The organism is Pseudomonas sp. VEM90 (assembly GCF_054611535.1).
In genome coordinates this window covers 1-17,496 of the sequence record NZ_JBTRAR010000025.1, presented here as the reverse complement: position 1 = coordinate 17,496, position 17,496 = coordinate 1, and the positions used below count along the sequence as shown (strand labels likewise).

Here is a 17,496-nt window from a genome sequence, read left to right as displayed (position 1 = left end):
GCGCGCTGACCATGCCCCGCCCGATCCGCTTCAACGCGTTCAGCATGAACGCTGCCAGCCACCAGTCCCCTGGACTGTGGCGCCATCCGCGCAACACCAGTATGGCGTTCAACCGCTTGAGCTACTGGACCGACCTGGCCCGCCTGCTCGAACGCGGCCTGTTCGACGCCCTGTTCATCGCCGATGTGCTGGGTATCTACGACGTCTATCAAGGCAGCCCGCAAGCCGCCCTGCGCGGTGGCGTGCAGGTGCCGGTCAATGATCCGCTGCTGCTGGTGCCGGCGATGGCCGGGGTGACCGAGCACCTGGGCTTCGGTGTCACCTTTTCGCTGACCTACGAACACCCCTACCCCTTCGCCCGGCGCATGTCCACGCTCGACCACCTGAGCAATGGCCGGGTCGGCTGGAACATCGTCACCGGCTATCTGGACAGCGCTGCGCGCAACCTCGGCCTGGCGCGTCAACTGGGCCACGACCAACGCTACGACCTGGCCGAGGAATACCTGCAGGTGCTGTACAAGCTGTGGGAGAAAAGCTGGGACGACGACGCCGTGCTGCTGGAGCGTGAAAGTGGGCGCTATATCGAACCCTCGCGGGTACACCCGATCAACCATGTGGGCGAGCACTTCCAGGTGCCCGGCATGCACCTGTGCCAGCCGTCGCCGCAACGCACCCCGGTGTTGTTCCAGGCCGGTGCGTCGGCACGCGGTCAGCAGTTTGCCGCACGGCATGCCGAATGCGTGTTCATCAGCGGGCCAACGCCGACTGTGCTGCGCCGCTACGCCGACGGCATCCGCCAGGCCTGCGAAGCGGCCGGGCGTGGCCTTGACGAAGTGCTGATCTACGCCCAGGTGCTGTTGATCGTCGCCCCCACGCGGGAAGAGGCCGAGGCCCGCTTTAACGACTATCGCCGCTATGTCGACCTGGACGCTGCCCTGGCGCTGCTGTCAGGCTGGACCGGTATCGACTTCGCCGGCCTCGACCCCGATGCACCGATCGAGTACGTCGAGAACGATGCTGGCCGTGCCGCCCTCGCAGCCTTTACCGCCGCCGACCCCACTCGCCGCTGGACCGTACGCGAAGCCGCCGAATTCGTTGGCCTGGGCGGTCGCGGCCCCGTGCTGATCGGCACTGTCAGCGAAGTGGCCGACCAGCTGGAAACCTGGCTGGACCATACCGGCATCGACGGTTTCAACCTGACCTACGCCGTGCAACCGGACGACCTGGCCAATGTAGTCGACCTGCTGGTGCCCGAGCTGCAACGGCGTGGCCGCTACCCGCTGAGCTACATCGAGGGTCCCCTGCGCCACAAGCTGTTCGGCCGCGGCGGCCAGCTGCCCGAACAGCACGCTGGGCGTCAGGTCGGCATTCAGCGATTAAATACCGAGTATTCCAACATTTAATTTGTGGATAGCACATGCTCGACCCTATTCTGTGACCACATCCCCTGCGCCGCACCGGCCGGTGCGGTTCAAGGCATGGGGAGAGAACAACAAGTCGAGATCGTCCATGTCGAACCATTCGTACTTCGCCCCACACGGTGGGCACCCGGCTCAAACCGAGCTGCTGACTGACCGTGCCATGTTCACCGAAGCCTATGCCGTCATCCCTAAAGGCGTGATGCGTGACATCGTCACCAGCCACCTGCCCTTTTGGGACAAGATGCGCATGTGGGTCATCGCCCGCCCGCTGACCGGTTTTGCCGAAACGTTCTCCCAGTACATCGTCGAACTGGCCCCGGAAGGCGGCAGCGAGCGCCCTGAGCTGGACGCCGATGCGGAAGCCGTGGTGTTCATTGTCGAAGGCGAACTGGACATCACCGTCGAAGGCAAGCACCACACCCTGGTACCTGGCGGCTACGCCTTCCTGGCCCCGGGCGCCGAGTGGAGCCTGCGCAACAACAGCAAGTCCAACGTCACCTTCCACTGGCTGCGCAAGCACTACCAGAAGGTTGAAGGCCTGGATGTACCGGAGTCCTTCGTCACCCACCGCGACAACGCCACCGTCATCGAGATGCCGGGCACCGAAGGCCGCTGGAAAACCACCCGCTTTGTCGACATGGCCGACATGCGCCACGACATGCACGTGAACATCGTCACCTTCCAGCCGGGCGGTGTGATTCCGTTCGCGGAAACCCACGTGATGGAGCACGGCCTGTACGTGCTGGAAGGCAAGGCAGTGTACCGCCTGAACCAGGACTGGGTCGAAGTGGAAGCCGGTGACTTCATGTGGCTGCGCGCCTTCTGCCCGCAAGCCTGCTACGCCGGCGGCCCAGGCAACTTCAGCTACCTGCTGTACAAGGACGTAAACCGTCACGTACACCTGACGCTGAATCCTAAGCGCTAAGCCCAGGCTGATGCCCGCAAGCCCGCCAACCTGGCGGGCTTTCTGTTTGCCACGCATACTGAAAAACACCCACCCCTGCAGGGTACAGCCATGAACCGCTGCCTGCTGATCGCGACCTTACTGCTGTGCACCTCCGCCCTGGCCACCGATGGCTGGAACCTGGCCTACGACCGCGAAGGCATTCGCGTGTACCTGAAGGACCCAAGCGCCTCGCCCTACCCGCAGTTTCGTGGTGTCAGCACCATGAAAGCCAGCGTGCGCACGCTCACTGACCTGCAGGATAACCTGCGCGTAGCCTGCAAGTGGCTGTACGCCTGTGACCAGCTGCGGCTGCTGGATGTGGAAGGTGATAGCACCTGGGTATACCTGACCACCAACCCACCATGGCCAACGAGGCCGCGGGACATGGTACTGAAAGTGACCAGCGAACGCCTGGCCGACGGTACCCTGGTGCGCCACCTGAGCGCCGAGCCCGACAGAATCCCCAAGGTTGAAGGACTGATCCGGGTACGGCACCTGAGTGGCAAGTGGCGGATGCAGCCGCTGGGTGAGCGGGTGACCGAGGTGACCTACCAGTTGCAGGCCGCCCCTGCCGGGGATGTGCCGAGCTGGCTGGCCAACCGGCTAATGGTGGATATAGCGGTGGTGACGCTGCGTACCTTGCGAGCGGTGGCTGAGCGCCAACCTTGAGTATGCTGGTCGCCGCCATCCGCCGGGCTTTGCTCTGGAAGATCACGCCGTACCACGGTACGTACTACAGAAAATAAAAAACTGCAGGATGTGCGCGAGGATCGAGACCTTGAATCAGGTCCGGGCGAAAAGGGAGCGTGACGGGTGTGGGAGCGGGCTTGCCCGCGATGCAGGCTGCGCGATGGAAGGCAAAGGGCTTCACCTGTATTCGCCGGGCAACCTCACAGTGATCGTGCTGGCTTTGAGTGCTGTGCAAGAGCATCTCCCACAGATCGTCAGATCCCACCGCCCGCCAGCAACTGTGTCATCACCTCAGCCAACGCCTTGACCATCACATCCGCCGTCGGCCGGTGCACGATGACGATCTCATAGCTGTCGACCTCCGGCAGCCCTTGCCCGGCCCCCAACACCCTGTGCTCGCCGGAGGCCGCCCTGGGTGGCAGCAGGCTGATACCCATGCCATCGGCGACCGCAGCCTGGATGCCACTGAGGCTCGAGCTGGTAAAGCTGATACGCCAGCGCCGGCCCATGCCTTCGATGGCGCTGATCATGTCCTCGCGGTACAGGCCGCGTGGCGGAAAGGTGACCAACGGGATCGGGTCCAGCTCGAAGGCGGGCGTGTGTGCACTGTCGATCCACTGCAGACGCTCTGGCCAGCAGGCAACGCCCTCACGGCTGTTGCGCCGCTGCTTGAGCAGCACAAGGTCAAGCTCGCCATTGTCGTAGGCCTGGCTCAGGTCACGGCACAAGCCACTGGTCACTTCGAGCTTCACCTGTGGGTGCAGCCGGCTGAATGCCGATAGCGCATTGGTGGTACGCCCGCCCACGAAGTCCTCGGGCACGCCAAGCCGTACCGTGGTGCCCACCATCGCCCCGGCCAGGGCTTCAAGCATCTGATCGTTCAGGGCCAGCATGTGCCGGGCATAGCCGAGCAAAGTCTGCCCGGCGTCGGTCGGCAGCACGTCACGGTTGCCCCGCACCAGCAGGCGGTGGCCGACCATGTCTTCCAGGCGGCGCACCTTCTGGCTGATCGTCGACTGGGTCGAATGCAGCCGCGCGGCAGCGGTGGTGAAGCTGCCGCAGTCGGCCACCACGACAATGGCGCGTAGCAGGTCGAGGTCGAACAGGGCCCTATTCGATTTCACGCTGATAGACATCTGGGTATTCAACTACTGAATGGCAAGTCTGCGTTCTATCACGGCTAGTCACCGAGGGCCACTCCTTCCCGCCGAGGATCGGCACCGCCTGACCAACCTTCGCCACTGCGCTGGATGATCTGCATGCCGCTGGTCATGGTCATCGGTGTCACCTCATGCCCCCACGCTGCCAACTGGCGGATCAGCGCCGGGCTGCTCAGCCCTGCTTCCACTTCAGTGCCGGCATTGCGGCTGCCGAAGTTGGGCAGGCCGGCTGCCTGCTGCGGGTCGAGCTGCCAATCCAGCAGGCCGACCAGTGCCTTGTTCACGTAACCGATGATCTGCGAGCCGCCCGGCGAACCGAGGCTCGCGACAAACTCGCCAGTGGCACGCGAGAACACCAACGTCGGCGCCATGGCCGACAGCGGGCGTTTGCCCGGCTGCACCCGATTGGCCACCGGCTTGCCGTGCTCGTGGGGGATGAACGAGAAGTCGGTCAGCTGATTGTTGAGCAGGAAGCCCTTGACCATCAGGTGCGAGCCAAATGCGGCCTCCACCGAGGTGGTCATGGCCAGGGCCTGGCCGCTGTCATCCACCGCGCTGAGGTGAGAGGTGGAGATGCGCGGTGGCGAGCGGTCGGGCGCAAGCGCCAGCTCCGCTCCTTGCGGGCGGCCCGGGCCGGCGCGCTTCATGCTGTGCTCGCCGATCAGCGCCGCGCGGCTGGCCAGGTAAGCAGAATCGGTCAGGGCCTTGACCGGGACCGGCACGTAGTCGCTGTCGGCCAGGTACTGAGCGCGGTCGGCGTAGGCCAGGCGCTCGGCCTCGGCGATCAGGTGCACGGCCAACGGCGGGGCTTCCAGGCGGGCCGGAGACGAGGTAGTCAGCGGTCGCAACGCTGCCAGGTCGCGTTGCGGCGCGGTGCGCTGCACGGCTTCGAGCAGGCCCAAGGTCTGCAGGACGGTCACCCCACCCGATGAGGGCGGCGGCATGCCGCAGATCCGCCAGGCCTTGTAGGGACCGCACAACGGCTCGCGCTCCTTGGCCTGGTAGCGCTGCAAGTCCTGCAACGACAGATACCCGGCATTGGCATGGCCACGCACCTTGGCGACGATGGCTTCGGCAATTTCACCGCCGTAGAACACCTCGGGCCCCTGTGCGGCGATCTGCTCCAAGGTCTGTGCCAACTCAGGGTTGCGCAGGATCGTACCCACGGCCAGCGGCCTGCCCTGTTCATCCAGGAAGTAACGGGCCATTGCGGGTGAGCGGGCAATGTAGGGGTCCCCGGCCAGTAGTGTGTGCAGGCGCTCGGAAACCGCGAAGCCGTTGCGTGCCAAGGCGATGGCCGGGGCGAACAGGGCGTGCCAGGGCAACTTGCCGTGCTGCTCGTGGGCCAGTTTCAGGGCACGCAGCACCCCGGGCACGCCCACCGAACGCCCACCGATTTGCGCCACCCGGAACGGCATGGATGTGCCATCGGCATGCAGGAACAGCGCTTCCGTCACCGCCGCAGGCGCTGCCTCACGCCCGTCGAATGCCTGCACGCGCTTGCCATCCCAGTACAGGATGAACGCCCCGCCGCCGATCCCACTGGACTGTGGCTCGACCAGCGTCAGTACCATTTGCATGGCAATGGCGGCGTCAATCGCACTGCCGCCGGCACGCAGCATCGCCCGCCCCGCTTCACTGGCCAGCGGGTTGGCTGCGGCGACCATGTGCCGGCTGGCGTGCACCGGCTGCAAACCGCTACGGTAGCCGGAGGCCAGTTCCGGTGGTGCGGGTAATACCTGGTCGGCACCGGCCCAGTTACTGGTAACCAGCAGGCACAGAGCGCCGATCAGCGGGGTGGGATATTTCATCGTCATGCATCCTGCCATCACCTATTCAGCGAAGCACTGTCGGTCATACGCAGTCTTGACTTCAAGCCTTGGTGTAATTACCGGCAAGCCATTCGCTGACCAATGCAGCCCTTGCTCTCTGCGTGATTGCCAGGTTTGCGCAATGACAGATCAGGTCACTTCTTCGAACGGCAGCCCCACATAGTTCTCGGCAATGTTCACCAGCCCCGCCGGCGAGGTCAGGAAGTACTCGCGGTCAGCTTCCTGCATCTTCTGGTCCCAGGCATCCTTGTGACTGCCGAAGTCATGCAGCAGTTGGGTCATGAACCAACTGAAGCGCTCGCCCTTCCAGACGCGGCGCAGTGCCAGCGGCGAGTATTGCGCAAGCAGGTCGACGCGCCCTTCGTGGTACACCTTGACCAGAATGCGGTACAGGTAGTTGACGTCCGAGGCCGCCAGGTTAAGGCCTTTGGCACCGGTAGGGGGGACGATGTGCGCCGCGTCCCCCACCAGGAACAGGTGACCATACTGCATGGGTTCGACCACCAGGCTACGCAGCGGCGCAATACTTTTTTCCAACGCGGGGCCTGTGACCAGGTCCGCCGCTACCTCGGCGGGTAAACGGGCTTTCAGTTCGTCCCAGAAACGCTCGTCAGACCACTCCTCGACCCGATCCTGCAAAGGTACCTGCAGGTAGTAGCGGCTGCGTGTTTGCGAGCGTTGGCTACACAACGCGAAACCGCGCTCATGGTGGGCGTAGATCAGCTCGTGATTGACCGGTGGTGTGTCCGACAGCAGGCCCAGCCAGCCAAACGGGTAAACCCGCTCATACTGCTTCAGCACGCCCTCCGGGATGCTCTGCCGCGAGATGCCGTGAAAGCCATCGCAGCCGGCGATATAGTCGCAGTCAACCCGCTGCACCCGGCCATCCTTTTCGAAGGTCAGGTAGGGCTTCTCGCCTTTCAGTTCATGCGGCTGGACATTGCTGGCGGAATAAATGATCGGCGCACCACTGGCTTCACGGGCCTGCATCAGGTCACGGGTGACTTCGGTCTGGCCGTAGACCATCACCGTCTTGCCGCCGGTCAGGGCTTTGAGATCCAGACGTTGGCGGCGCCCGCCAACCAGCAGTTCGACACCCTCGTGCACCAGGCCTTCACGGTCCATGCGCTCGGCCACGCCGGCCTCGCGCAGCAGGTCGACCGTGCCTTGCTCCAGCACCCCGGCGCGGATGCGGCCTAGTACGTACTCGGCGGTCTGGCGTTCGACGATGATGTTATCGATACCGGCCTTGTGCAGCAGCTGGCCCAGCAGCAGGCCAGACGGACCTGCACCAATAATTGCAACCTGAGTTTTCATTGTTGTTGTCTCTGTTCGGACGATACCGGCCCGGAACTGGCAGCGGGGCGGCATCTGCTGTTAGGGTTTGCCATTGCATTTTTACTGGCAGAAAACGCTTCTTAAGTGTGCTATTCCATAAAAAACCTGCACTTTTACGAAAAGCGTTCGATTAACGGACAGGTCAGCCCAGATGAAATCCACCCTCCCCGGCGTCCCGTTGTTCAAGCTGTATGGCGAAAATCAGGCCTGGCCCGGTACCGACCTGCTGCATTGCGAATCGATCCCGGCGCGCAGCCGCCTGCATCACTGGGAGATCAAGCCGCACCAGCATGCCGAGCTGTTCCAGCTGCTGTATGTACAGCGGGGTCAGGCACAGGTGGAGATTGAGGGGATGCGCAGTGCCATCGGCGAAGCGGCGATCCAGGTAGTGCCGCCGATGACCGTGCATGGTTTTCGCTTCAGCGCCGACATCCAGGGCTATGTACTGACCTTTGGTACCGCCCTTGTAGCGAACCTGGAACAGCGCCTGGGCGCGCCACTGACGGTGCTGGCCCAGCCAGCGTGTTACCCCCTGGGCCATGACCGCGTGCACCTGCGCAGCCTGGTCGACACCTTGCAGCGGGAGTACCAAGGCAATGCCCCGGCTCGCGCGGCGATGCTCGAAGCGTTGGTGACCGCGCTGATGGTGTGGATCAGCCGCCGCCAGCAGCTAGGGCTGGCGCCGCGTAACCGCGATGAACGTGACCGCCTGTTGCTGGGGCAGTACTTGCGCCTGGTCGAAGCGCATTACCGCGAGCATCTGTCGGTTGAAGATTATGCCGCGCGGCTGAATGTTCCGAGCTTGCAACTGAACCAGCTGTGCCGGACGCTGAGTGGTCAGACTGCGTTGCAGGTGGTGCACCAGCGGTTGTTGCTGGAGGCGCGACGCAACCTGATCTACACGCGGATGAGCATCGGGCAGTTGTCGGACAGCCTGGGGTTTACCGACCCGACCTACTTCGCCCGGTGGTTCAAGCGCTTGAGTGGGCAGACGCCCAATGGGTATCGCAGATCGGGGTTGTCTGAATAATCCATACCGGCCTCTTCTTGACGTATACGTCAACCTGCCCTCAGGATATCCGCATACCCCACGCCGAGCCCGAGCATGAGCACTCAGACCTACAGCATCTCCGACCTGTCCCGCGAGCTGGACATCACCACCCGCGCTATCCGCTTCTACGAAGAACAGGGCCTGCTCAGCCCTGAGCGTCGTGGCCTGGAACGCATCTACTCACCGCGCGACAAGGTCAGCCTGAAGCTCATCCTGCGCGGCAAGCGCATCGGCTTTTCCCTGGCCGAGTGCCGCGAGTTGATCGAACTGTACGACCCCACCAGCGGCAACCTCAAACAGCTCAACAGCATGCTGGCGAAGATCGCCGAGCGCCGCGCCCAGCTGGAGCAGCAGATGCTGGACATTCACCAGATGCAACTGGAACTGGATACCGCCCAGGAGCGCTGCGAACAAGCCCTGGCCGCCACCCTGAACAACAAAGACCACCGCTGAACGCCACAGGAAATCCGCCATGTCCTTGCCTAAACACGTCCGCCTGGTCGAAGTCGGCCCCCGCGACGGCCTGCAGAACGAAGCCCAGCCCATCAGCGTCGCCGACAAGGTGCGCCTGGTCAACGACCTCACCGAAGCAGGCCTGGCCTATATAGAAGTGGGCAGTTTCGTGTCCCCCAAGTGGGTGCCACAGATGGCCGGCTCTGCCGAGGTATTCGCCGGCATCCAGCAGCGCCCCGGTGTGACGTATGCCGCGCTGGCGCCGAACCTGCGCGGTTTCGAGGACGCCCTGGCTGCGGGGGTCAAGGAAGTAGCGGTATTCGCTGCAGCCTCCGAAGCGTTCTCGCAACGCAACATCAATTGCTCGATCAGCGAGAGCCTCAAGCGCTTCGAACCCATCATGGACGCTGCGCGCAGCCACGGCGTGCGCGTGCGCGGGTATGTGTCATGCGTGCTCGGCTGCCCTTATGAGGGCAAGGTCAGCGCCGAGCAGGTGGCCCCGGTGGCCCGCGCCCTGCACGACATGGGCTGCTATGAGGTTTCGCTGGGTGACACCATCGGCACCGGTACTGCAGGTGACACCCGGCGCCTGTTCGAGGTGGTGTCGGCCCAGGTGCCGCGCGAGCAGTTGGCCGGACACTTCCATGACACTTACGGCCAGGCCCTGGCCAACGTCTATGCCAGCCTGCTTGAAGGCATCAGCGTGTTCGACAGCTCGGTAGCCGGGTTGGGCGGCTGCCCTTACGCCAAGGGTGCTACCGGCAATATCGCCAGCGAGGATGTTGTGTACCTGCTGCAAGGGCTTGGCATTGAAACCGGCATCGACCTGGGCCGGCTGATAGCCGCCGGCCAGCGCATCAGCAGCGTGCTGGGCCGCGACAATGGGTCGCGGGTAGCGCGGGCGTGTAGCGCTTAATAGGTCACACGGATGTCACATCGGTGTGGGTGAAGTGTTACCTCCCGCACATTTCACAGCAAAAAATCGGGTAACAGGGAAACAAATCGGCAGAATTTCAGGCTGGGTGGTGTCGATCAAAATTCTTAAATCATTGATTTAAAAGGGTTTTTAAAAGTTGGCACGCACCCTGCTATATCTCTGGTACAACAACAAAAAAAACGCGATACCCAATAAAAACAACAGGTAACGGCTCTGACATAACAAGAACAACACGGCAGAGGCGTAGCAAGCAGATTTTTTTGGAGTCGACACGCTTTTCAGGGGTTCGCCCCGCGGGCTGGCACAGAACAATAAAACTACCTCAAGGTAGCGGCAGCCAGGTTCGGATCAGCGATGATGACAGCAGGTCAGCGCTCAAAAAAATACGTTTGCTCTTGACCCCGCATGGGGGTCGCCCGCAGCACCAGGACAAGCCGACAAAAACAACAAAAGGCCGGTCCCAATAATAAAAAAAGAGCAGGCAACAACGCTTTGAGGGGAGCTTCGGCTCCCCTCAGTGCTTCCTGCCCTCTTCCTCCTCCTGCTTCTCCTCATCCTGCCCTTCGACCTTTTCCACCATCAACGGCATCGTGCCCAGTACCAGCAGGGCCAGTACCGTGCTGATCAGCGCCGTGGCTTCGCGTCCCATGCCGGCCGCCGTACCGATGGCAGCCGTCATCCATAGCCCGGCAGCGGTCGTCAGGCCTTTCACATGGCTGGTGTCCTGGCCGTTGCCCTTCAGAATGGTACCCGCACCGAGAAACCCGATACCGGCAACGATGCCCTGGATCACCCGACTGAGTGCCTGGTCATCGGCCCCCGCCATGCTGGGTGACAGCATGAACAGGGCGGCGCCCAGCGAGACCAGCATGTGGGTACGCACCCCGGCAGACTTGCCCTTGTGTTCACGCTCGAAGCCCAGTATTGCGCCAAGCACAGCAGCCATCAGCAAGCGCACAAGGATTTGCGTGACCTCGCGCTCATCGGTGACATCGGCGAATTCGGCCTGGATTGCTTGCCAGATGACATCCATCGCGGTGCTCCCCTGCCTGAGCATGTGTTTTCAGGTTGACCTCTGCACGCAATGCAAAGTGCCGCTCAGCCTGCCGATGCAGCAACTGGCCCCTGACCGCGGTCCACCCTGTAACCACCCCAGGAGGCCCCCACCATGCCCATTGAAATCGACGAAACCACCCGCCGCTGCACACTGACCGGCGAAGACCTGCGCATCGAGGGCGAAGGCCCGGATATCGAGATCATCACCGACGAGCAATTGCGCATGTCGGTGGCCATTCTGGCCGGCCAACGCGTGCCCATTACCGAAACCGAGGCCGATGCACTGACCGTGGCGGGTGCGGTGGATAGCCGCAGGCATCTGAAGGCCAGCGCGCCAGGCTCGGTAATATGAGGCCTGGCGGGGCTATGCGGCAAATCTGATATGGTTTTTATCGTAAAATCTGAACCTGTGCTGATAACAGCTTCAGCGCCATAGTGCTCATGCCTGATCGAGGCCTGATGAGCACCGAACCATGAACGATAGAATCCCTTTTGCAGAGATCGCCACCGCCCCAGCCAGCATCCAAGCACGACGCACCGACAGCGGTATCCATACCCGCAGCTTTACCGGGTTTTACCGTAACCTGCGCATCGGCTTTGCCGGCGCCCTGTTCGTGCTGTTCTTCGGCACGGCCTGGCTGAACTGGAACGGCCGCCAGGCCGTACTGTGGGACCTGGGAAACAGCAAGTTCCATATCTTCGGCGCCACCTTCTGGCCACAGGACTTCATCCTGCTGTCGGCGCTACTGATCATCTGTGCCTTTGGCCTGTTCGCCATCACCGTCTACGCCGGGCGTGTCTGGTGCGGTTACAGTTGCCCGCAAAGTACCTGGACCTGGCTGTTCATGTGGTGCGAAAAGGTTACCGAGGGCGACCGCAACCAGCGCATCAAGCTGGCCGCGGCGCCCTGGAGCCTGAACAAACTGGCCCGTCGCACGCTCAAACACAGCCTGTGGTTGGCCATTGGTGTGCTCACGGGGTTGACCTTCGTCGGCTACTTCACCCCGATCCGGCCACTGGCCGCGGAATTGCTCAGCTTGCAACTGGGCGGTGTGTCACTGTTCTGGGTGCTGTTCTTCACGGCCGCTACCTACATCAATGCCGGCCTGCTGCGTGAAGCGGTGTGCCTGCACATGTGCCCATATGCGCGCTTCCAGAGCGTGATGTTCGACAAGGACACCCTGGCGGTCGCTTACGACCCGCGCCGTGGCGAGGCCCGTGGTCCGCGTAAGAAAGGCAGTGATGTCGGTGCCCAGGGACTGGGCGACTGCATCGATTGCACGCTGTGCGTGCAGGTGTGTCCCACCGGCATCGACATTCGTGATGGTTTGCAGATGGCTTGCATCGGCTGTGCCGCGTGCATCGACGCCTGTGACGGGGTAATGGACAAGATGGGGTATGCCCGCGGCCTGATTGGCTACAAGTCCGAGCACAGCCTGCAAGGCGGTACCACTCACTGGCTGCGCCCGCGCCTGCTGGGCTACGCTGCCGCGCTGCTGGTCATGATCGGGGCACTGGTGATGGCCCTGCAACTGCGCCCGATGGTATCGCTGGATGTGATCAAGGACCGCGGCCTGTTCCGCGAAAACGCCCAAGGCCAGATCGAGAACATTTACCTGCTGAAGGTCATCAACAAGACCGAACGTACCCAGCACTATCAATTGCGCCTGCTGGACGCTGACGGTTTCACCCTGCAGGGCAATAGCGCACTGGTCATCCCTGCTGGCGAAATGAGCGAACTGCCGGTGTCGGTGGCGATGCTCGCCGAGCGCCCGACCAGCAGCTCGCAGACGCTGAGCTTTGAAATCAGCGAGCGTGACGACCCCGCTATCCGCAGCGTGGCGCACAGTCGCTTCGTCGCCCCGATGAACCGCTGATCCCTTACACTCACGCCACCTTGCCTGCCAGGCTTCGACAGAAGGCCAGAATGAAACGCTACGAACGCTTCGCCGATGACATTGCCGAACTGATCCGCTCCGGGGTGCTGGGCCCCGGCCAGCGCGTGCCGTCCGTGCGCTACGCCAGCCAGACCCACGGGGTCAGCCCGTCCACCGTGTTCCAGGCCTATTACCTGCTGGAACGGCGTGGGCTGATCCGGGCCCGGCCGCGCTCCGGGTATTTCGTCAACGCCCACGTTCCGCGCCAGTTCAGCGAGCCGCAGGCGCTGCAGCCGGTGAGCGAGTCTACCGATGTCGACGTTAGCGCCTTGGTATTTTCGATCCTCGACTCGATCAAGGACCCCAACACCATTGCCTTCGGCTCAGCCTTCCCCAGCCCTGAACTGTTCCCGCTGCAACGCCTGTCGCGCTCACTGGCCAGCGCCAGCCGCAGCATGGACCCACGCATGGTGGTGACCGATCTGTCCCCGGGCAACCCTCAGCTGCGCCGGCAGATAGCCCTGCGCTATATGGTCGGTGGGTTGATGCTGCCGATGGAAGAGCTGCTGATCACCAACGGCGCACTGGAGGCCCTGAACCTGTGCCTGCAGGCAGTGACCCAGCCGGGCGACCTGGTAGCCATCGAGGCCCCCGCCTTCTATGCCTGCCTGCAGGTGCTGGAGCGGCTCAAGCTCAAGGCCGTGGAAATCCCCGTGCACCCGCGCGAGGGCATGGACCTCGGGGTGCTGGCGCAGACCCTGGAGAAGCACCCGGTAAAAGCCGTATGGTGCATGACCAACTTCCAGAATCCTGTAGGTGCAAGCATGCCGGAGGCCAAGAAACAGGCACTGGTGGAGTTGCTGGCGCGCCATCAGGTGCCATTGATCGAAGACGACGTGTACGCCGAGCTGTACTACTCGCAACAGGCGCCCAAACCCGCCAAGGCCTTCGATACCCAGGGCCTGGTCATGCACTGCGGCTCGTTCGCCAAAAGCCTGGCGCCGGGCTATCGCATTGGCTGGGTGGCCGCTGGGCGCTTTGCGCAGAAGATCGAGCGTTTGAAGCTGATGACCTCCCTTTGTGCCTCCATGCCGGCCCAGGCAGCCATCGCCGACTACCTGCAACACGGCGGCTACGACCGCCACCTGCGCAAGCTGCGCTACGCCCTGGAGGGCCAGCAGGCCAACATGCTGGCAGCCATCGCCCGCCACTTCCCGGCGCAGACACGGGTCAGCCAGCCCTCCGGCGGTTACTTCCTGTGGCTGGAACTGCCCGAGCAGATGGATGCCCTCAAGCTGTTCCATATGGCCCTGGCCCAAGGCATCAGCATCGCGCCAGGGCCAATCTTTTCGCCCACCCGACGCTTCGGCAATTGCATCCGCCTGAATTACGGCAGCCCTTGGCATGACGGCGCCGAACAGGCCATGGAAACCCTCGGGCGGATCATTCGCTCGTTCTGATAGCGAGGCGCCCGACACGCGCACCGAGCTGCTGGCCAAGCCCTTCGATCTGCAAGCACTTGCCCAAGTGCTTGAACGGTTGCTGGGGAGCACTGCCCAGTCGCACTGAGCGGCTATTCGCCTGCAGGTGAACACGTTAAAGTCTGGATTTTTCAGTTGCCGGACGCAGGCATGCCTTCTCGTGATCTGAACTCACTGCGCCAACAAGTCGAAGACCTCCAGCGACAGAACACGCTGCTGGAGCAACGGCTTGCAAGCCTCCAGGGGCACGGCCAGGACTTCTATCGCTCGCTGTTCGACACCATGGACGAAGGCTTCTGCATCATCGAGTTCTTCGACGGCCCCCATGGCCCGCTGAGTGATTACGTGCACGTGCTGGCCAACGCCGCCTATGCCAAACACGCCGGCATCCCCAACGTGGTCGGGCAAAAACTGCGCGAGATGGTGCCCGATGAGGCGGATGACTGGGTGGTCCGCTATGGCGCTGTACTTCGCACCGGCGAACCACTGCACTTCGAGCAAGAGCTGGTTGCCACCGGCCGCGTGCTGTCGGTGACCACTTTTCGCATAGAACCTGCCGAGAAACGCCAGGTGGCGGTATTGTTCAAGGATGTCACCGAACGCCGGCGTGCAGAGCAGGCCCTTCAGCGCCTTAACGAAGAGCTCGAACAACGGGTGACTGCCGCACTGGCGGAGCGCCGCTTGTTTGCCGAGCTGGTCGATCACAGTGTGGTCAATGTGCATGTGGTCGACAGGGACCTGCGCTGGCTGGCTGTCAATCGCCAGGCCAAGCATGACTTCCACCTGCTGTACGGGAGGACACCCGAAATCGGCGACTACCTGCCCGGGTTGTTCGAGGATGGCACCGCCGACCAGACGCCAATTCTGCCGATGTGGCAGCGCGCCCTGGCTGGCGAGCAGTTCATCGAGATCGGCACCTTTGGCAAGCCCCCCGTGCTGCGCCATTATGAGCTGCGCTTCAACGCCTTGCGCGATTCAGAAGGCGAGGTACAGGGCGCGTTTCTGTTCGCCTATGACATCAGTGAGCGAGTGCAGGAGCAGGAACGCTTGGCCAAGGCCGAAGCGGCGCTGCGCCAGGCACAGAAGATGGAGGCCGTAGGCCAGCTCAGTGGCGGCATTGCCCACGACTTCAACAATTTGCTGGGTGGCATCCTTGGCGCCCAGGAGCTGATGCGGCAACGCCTGGACCAGTCACGCTTCGACGCCCTGGCGCCCTTGCTGGAGCTGTCCAACAGCGCGGCGCAGCGGGCCTCGTCGCTGGTGCATCGGCTGCTGGCGTTCTCCCGCCAGCAGACCCTGCAACCCTGCTCCACGCAAGTGGCCACCTTGGTGGCCGACATGGAAGACCTTCTGCGCCGCACCATCGGCCCGGCGATTACCCTGAGCAGCCGCTTCGCCAGCCAGCTGTGGCCGACCTTCATCGACCCTCCACAACTGGAAAGCGCCCTGCTCAACCTATGCATCAACGCGCGTGATGCCATGCCTGCCGGTGGTGTGATCGAGATCATTGGCGACAACCTGCAGCTTGACGACGAGCAGGCCCTGGCACTGGAACTGCCGGCCAGGGAGTACGTGCGCCTGAGCATCGTCGACAACGGTAGCGGCATGTCGGCTGACGTCGTCGAGCGCGCAGTCGAGCCGTTCTTCACCACCAAGCCGATGGGCCAGGGCACCGGCCTGGGGCTGTCCATGACTTATGGCTTCGTGCGTCAGTCGGGCGGGCAATTACGGGTGCTTTCGGTGCCTGGCGAGGGGACCCGTATCGAACTGCTGTTACCCCGCCACCACGCGCCAGCCCAGACGCCAATCAGCAAACCGCAGCGCGTGCCTTCGCGAAGAAGTGGCGAGACTGCAAAACGCATTCTGTTGGTTGAAGACCAGACCGCCTTGCGCCTGGTGATCGGCGAAGTGCTGGAAGAGCTGGGCTATCGGGTAGACGCCTTCGAGAACGGTCCGACTGCTCTCGCCCACCTGCAAAGTGGCGAACGGCCAGACTTGCTGCTGAGCGATGTCGGCCTGCCTGGCGGCCTGAATGGCCGCCAGGTAGCCGAACGCTGCCGTGAGCGCTACCCGGACCTCAAGGTGCTGTTGATCACCGGCTACGATGAGAGCGCGGCGCTCAGCGACGGCCAACCGCTGCAAGGTACGCTGGTGTTGACCAAACCGTTCGAACTGGAAGCACTGGCGGAGCGGGTTCGCGAGTTGCTGGAGACTTGACGGGCGCGTTCAGCGCCCGCCGCCCAGGTCGATGAAGCTGCCGGTGGCATAGGAGGCTTTGTCCGAAAGCAACCAGAGGATGGCCTCGGCCACTTCCTCGGGATGCCCCCCTCGGCCCATGGGCAAGCCAGATTCAAGCTTGCTGACGCGGTCCGGATCACCAGAAAGCGCATGGAAACCGGTATGGATATAGCCCGGTCGTACGCCATTGACGCGCACGCCCTCGCCTGCCACTTCTTTGGCCAGGCCGATGGTGAAGGTGTCGAGCGCGCCCTTGGAGGCGGCATAGTCGACATATTCATTGGGCGAACCCAGGCGTGCGGCTACCGATGATACGTTGACGATGGATCCGCCTTGCCCGCCATGCTGGCGCGCCATGCGCCGCAGGGCGTGCTTGGCGCAGAGCATGGGGCCGACGACGTTGGTCTTCATGACGTTCAGCAGCCGGAACTCGGACATGTCCTCGACCCTGCTCTGCTGGCCGATGGTGCCGGCGTTGTTGACCAGTGCGGTGACCGGGCCGAGCTCATCGTCGACGCGCAGGAACAGTTGGATGATTTCATCCTCGACGCTGACGTCGGCGCGCACCGCGATGGCCTCGGCGCCCAGGGCGTGGACCTGGCTGAGGATGGTTTCGGCGGCCTGGTCATCGGCGTGATAGTTGATGCAGATGCGGTAGCCCTGGCGGGCGGCCAGCAGCGCAGTGGCGGCGCCGATGCCGCGGCTGCCGCCGGTGATGACGATGACGTTCTCCATGGGTTTGCCAATGGTTTTGGGAAGGGAGCATCGACAATAGGCGAAACGGCGCTGCGTTGGAATGACGAAGATCAGCACAGCCAACCCTCTGCTGTTGATGTGGCTGTTGATCTGGCTTTTGATCTGGCTGTTGATGTGGCTTTTGATCTGGCTTTTGATCTTGATCTTGATCTTCGCGACTTCAGGAGGCCGAACGCAGGCCTTGCGGAGGGAGGTGACGGGCATGGATGCCCGTCAAGCGCTGAGGCCCCAGGATGGGGCCTGCAGCGCGGTCCTCCCGG

At 63.0% G+C, this 17,496-nt stretch carries 15 protein-coding genes; 10 read left to right on the top strand and 5 right to left on the bottom strand.

Annotated features, from left to right (window positions below; genetic code table 11):
* The first annotated feature begins 11 nt into the window (after nt 1–11).
* The 3 genes from ACYCCG_RS21245 to ACYCCG_RS21235 all read left to right on the top strand — a co-directional run bounded on the left by ACYCCG_RS21245 (nt 12) and on the right by ACYCCG_RS21235 (nt 3,036).
* Entirely contained in the window at nt 12–1,403 is a 1,392-nt protein-coding gene (locus tag ACYCCG_RS21245) for an LLM class flavin-dependent oxidoreductase (protein ID WP_459671667.1), read from the top strand.
* 106 nt (nt 1,404–1,509) lie between these two features.
* Nucleotides 1,510–2,346, top strand: coding sequence for a bifunctional allantoicase/(S)-ureidoglycine aminohydrolase (locus ACYCCG_RS21240; protein WP_003247865.1), 837 nt, complete (start codon nt 1,510–1,512; stop codon nt 2,344–2,346).
* 90 nt (nt 2,347–2,436) lie between these two features.
* On the top strand, nt 2,437–3,036 hold the full coding sequence (locus ACYCCG_RS21235) for an START domain-containing protein (RefSeq protein ID WP_459671665.1): 600 nt from the start codon (nt 2,437–2,439) through the stop codon (nt 3,034–3,036).
* Nucleotides 3,037–3,311: 275 nt separating this feature from the next.
* Here the strand turns inward: ACYCCG_RS21235 and ACYCCG_RS21230 are convergent, their stop codons facing one another.
* The 3 genes from ACYCCG_RS21230 to pobA all read right to left on the bottom strand — a co-directional run bounded on the left by ACYCCG_RS21230 (nt 3,312) and on the right by pobA (nt 7,366).
* Entirely contained in the window at nt 3,312–4,193 is an 882-nt protein-coding gene (locus tag ACYCCG_RS21230; protein ID WP_176683328.1) for a LysR substrate-binding domain-containing protein, read from the bottom strand.
* Nucleotides 4,194–4,237: 44 nt separating this feature from the next.
* A complete protein-coding gene (gene ggt, locus ACYCCG_RS21225) occupies nt 4,238–6,028 on the bottom strand; it encodes a gamma-glutamyltransferase (protein WP_209965477.1) in 1,791 nt (596 codons plus the stop codon).
* A 150-nt stretch (nt 6,029–6,178) separates the two neighbouring features.
* On the bottom strand, nt 6,179–7,366 hold the full coding sequence (gene pobA / locus ACYCCG_RS21220; protein ID WP_209965474.1) for a 4-hydroxybenzoate 3-monooxygenase: 1,188 nt from the start codon (nt 7,364–7,366) through the stop codon (nt 6,179–6,181).
* Nucleotides 7,367–7,538: 172 nt separating this feature from the next.
* On the opposite strand from pobA, the gene ACYCCG_RS21215 reads away from it, so the two are divergent.
* From ACYCCG_RS21215 to ACYCCG_RS21205, 3 genes are all read left to right on the top strand, one after another.
* Nucleotides 7,539–8,417, top strand: a complete 879-nt coding sequence (locus ACYCCG_RS21215; protein ID WP_176683326.1) for a helix-turn-helix domain-containing protein — start codon at nt 7,539–7,541, stop codon at nt 8,415–8,417.
* A 75-nt stretch (nt 8,418–8,492) separates the two neighbouring features.
* Complete coding sequence (locus ACYCCG_RS21210; protein ID WP_176683325.1) at nt 8,493–8,891, top strand: MerR family transcriptional regulator; 399 nt, start codon at nt 8,493–8,495, stop codon at nt 8,889–8,891.
* 19 nt (nt 8,892–8,910) lie between these two features.
* Entirely contained in the window at nt 8,911–9,807 is an 897-nt protein-coding gene (locus tag ACYCCG_RS21205) for a hydroxymethylglutaryl-CoA lyase (protein WP_176683324.1), read from the top strand.
* 535 nt (nt 9,808–10,342) lie between these two features.
* Here the strand turns inward: ACYCCG_RS21205 and ACYCCG_RS21200 are convergent.
* On the bottom strand, nt 10,343–10,861 hold the full coding sequence (locus ACYCCG_RS21200) for an MgtC/SapB family protein (RefSeq protein ID WP_176683323.1): 519 nt from the start codon (nt 10,859–10,861) through the stop codon (nt 10,343–10,345).
* 135 nt (nt 10,862–10,996) lie between these two features.
* On the opposite strand from ACYCCG_RS21200, the gene ACYCCG_RS21195 reads away from it, so the two are divergent.
* The 4 genes from ACYCCG_RS21195 to ACYCCG_RS21180 all read left to right on the top strand — a co-directional run bounded on the left by ACYCCG_RS21195 (nt 10,997) and on the right by ACYCCG_RS21180 (nt 16,459).
* The gene (locus tag ACYCCG_RS21195) at nt 10,997–11,236 is read left to right on the top strand and encodes a DUF3203 family protein (protein WP_209965472.1); all 240 of its coding nucleotides are present in this window, start codon (nt 10,997–10,999) and stop codon (nt 11,234–11,236) included.
* 121 nt (nt 11,237–11,357) lie between these two features.
* On the top strand, nt 11,358–12,761 hold the full coding sequence (ccoG, locus tag ACYCCG_RS21190) for a cytochrome c oxidase accessory protein CcoG (RefSeq protein WP_209965470.1): 1,404 nt from the start codon (nt 11,358–11,360) through the stop codon (nt 12,759–12,761).
* Between the two features lie 50 nt (nt 12,762–12,811).
* Nucleotides 12,812–14,221 (top strand): GntR family transcriptional regulator MpaR, encoded by a 1,410-nt coding sequence (mapR, locus tag ACYCCG_RS21185; protein WP_003247831.1) that lies wholly within the window; start codon nt 12,812–12,814, stop codon nt 14,219–14,221.
* Between the two features lie 171 nt (nt 14,222–14,392).
* The gene (locus ACYCCG_RS21180; RefSeq protein WP_339443899.1) at nt 14,393–16,459 is read left to right on the top strand and encodes a PAS domain-containing protein; all 2,067 of its coding nucleotides are present in this window, start codon (nt 14,393–14,395) and stop codon (nt 16,457–16,459) included.
* Between the two features lie 9 nt (nt 16,460–16,468).
* On the opposite strand, the gene ACYCCG_RS21175 is transcribed toward ACYCCG_RS21180, so the two are convergent.
* Nucleotides 16,469–17,215, bottom strand: coding sequence for an SDR family oxidoreductase (locus tag ACYCCG_RS21175; protein WP_209969790.1), 747 nt, complete (start codon nt 17,213–17,215; stop codon nt 16,469–16,471).
* Between the last annotated feature and the right edge of the window lie 281 nt (nt 17,216–17,496).